The sequence below is a fragment of the Corynebacterium frankenforstense genome (genome assembly GCF_030211955.1).
In the GTDB taxonomy this organism is placed as follows: Bacteria; Actinomycetota; Actinomycetes; order Mycobacteriales; family Mycobacteriaceae; genus Corynebacterium; species Corynebacterium frankenforstense_A.
On sequence record NZ_JASODI010000039.1, the window covers coordinates 1 to 1,439 of the forward strand.

Below are 1,439 nucleotides of genomic sequence, written 5' to 3' on the forward strand. Positions count from 1 at the left end.
TGAACTGCTCCCCATTAGTTGGACTGAGAAATCAGTTACCGACTAGTGGGGAGTAGTTTTCTTTGAGAGCACGAAGTTCGCTAAGTGAGCGGCAGCGCGAGCAGTTGGTTGAGCTTTTCGAGCAAGGCATGGGCTCTATAGCCGCTGCCAATGCTCTGGGTGTCTCCAAATACGCCGTCCGTACGTTGTACCGTCGGTTTCAGCTGCATGGCAGGCTATGTCTTGTGGAGAAACCGACAAAGCAGCAGTACTCGTTCGAGATCAAAAAGGAAGTTGTCCAACGCCACCTTGCTGGCGAGACAAGAATGGATCTTGCCCATGAGTTTGGCCTGTCGTCAGACCAACTCGTCAAAGACTGGGTGTGGAAATGGCGCAAAGGTGGCGATGAGGCACTAAAACCGAAGCCGAAAGGCAGGCCCAGAGGCTCGGCCGTCCCGAAGCGGCTTAGCGAGGAAGAGCAGCTGCGCCGTCAGATCGCGCGGTTGGAAGCGGAAAACGCTTATCTAAAAAAATTGCGGGACTTGAGGAATCAGGGACGCGCCTGAAAGTCCAGGCGATCGTCATTCTCAAGTCGCACCACCGCTTGGAATACCTCCTAGAGGCAGCTGGTATCCCACGGTCGACATTCTTCTACCACCAGAAACGACTCAGCCAACCGGATAAGCACGCCGCGCTTAAAGATGCGATTCGGGAAAGCTTCGAACGTAACAAGCATCGCTACGGCTACCGGCGAGTACTACTCGATCTGCGTAACCAGGGCTGGGTGGTCAACCACAAGCTCGTCTACAAACTCATGCGCGAGATGGGGCTGCGAGCCAAGGTCCGCCAACGCAGGCCTTATGTTTCCTACGCTGGGACGATCAGCCACATCGCCGACAACACACTCGACCGCAAGTTCACCCCGGATAAGCCAAACACCGTCTTTGTCAGCGACGTCACCGAGTTCAGGGTCCAAGGCCGCAAGGTGTATTTGTCACCGGTGATGGACTTGTTCGACCGCTCCATCGTCGCTCACACCGTGGCCACATCGCCGTCGACAGCCTTTACCGCCGATTCTTTATCCAAGGCGATCGCGGCGTGTGCGCCTGAACCCGGGTGGATGATGCACACCGATCAAGGCTTCCAGTACCAGCATGCCTCCTGGCGTGACCTGATCGGCGACAACGGTGGTGTGCAGTCGATGTCGCGTAAAGCCAACTGCTACGACAACGCGGTCATGGAGAACTTCTTTGGACACTTGAAGACAGAGATGTACCACGGTGAAGTCTTCGACACCGTCGCAGAGTTCAACCAGGCGATCGATGAGTACATCGGGTGGTACAACACCGAACGCATCCAACAACGACTCAAGGGCCTGACCCCGATGCAATATCGGAATCAGACCCTTGAACCCCTAACCGCTTAGAATTAAACCAGTCCAACTTTCGGGGGCTAGTTCA

At 55.4% G+C, this 1,439-nt stretch carries 1 protein-coding gene; it reads left to right on the forward strand.

From position 1 onward, the window contains the following. The first annotated feature begins 62 nt into the window (after window positions 1-62). Window positions 63-1,405, forward strand: a protein-coding gene (locus tag QP119_RS11425; RefSeq protein ID WP_423777808.1) for an IS3 family transposase whose coding sequence is annotated in 2 segments (ribosomal slippage) — window positions 63-504 and window positions 504-1,405 — 1,344 coding nt in all. Because the reading frame shifts where the segments join, the coding sequence is not laid out codon by codon here. Window positions 1,406-1,439: the final 34 nt, after the last annotated feature.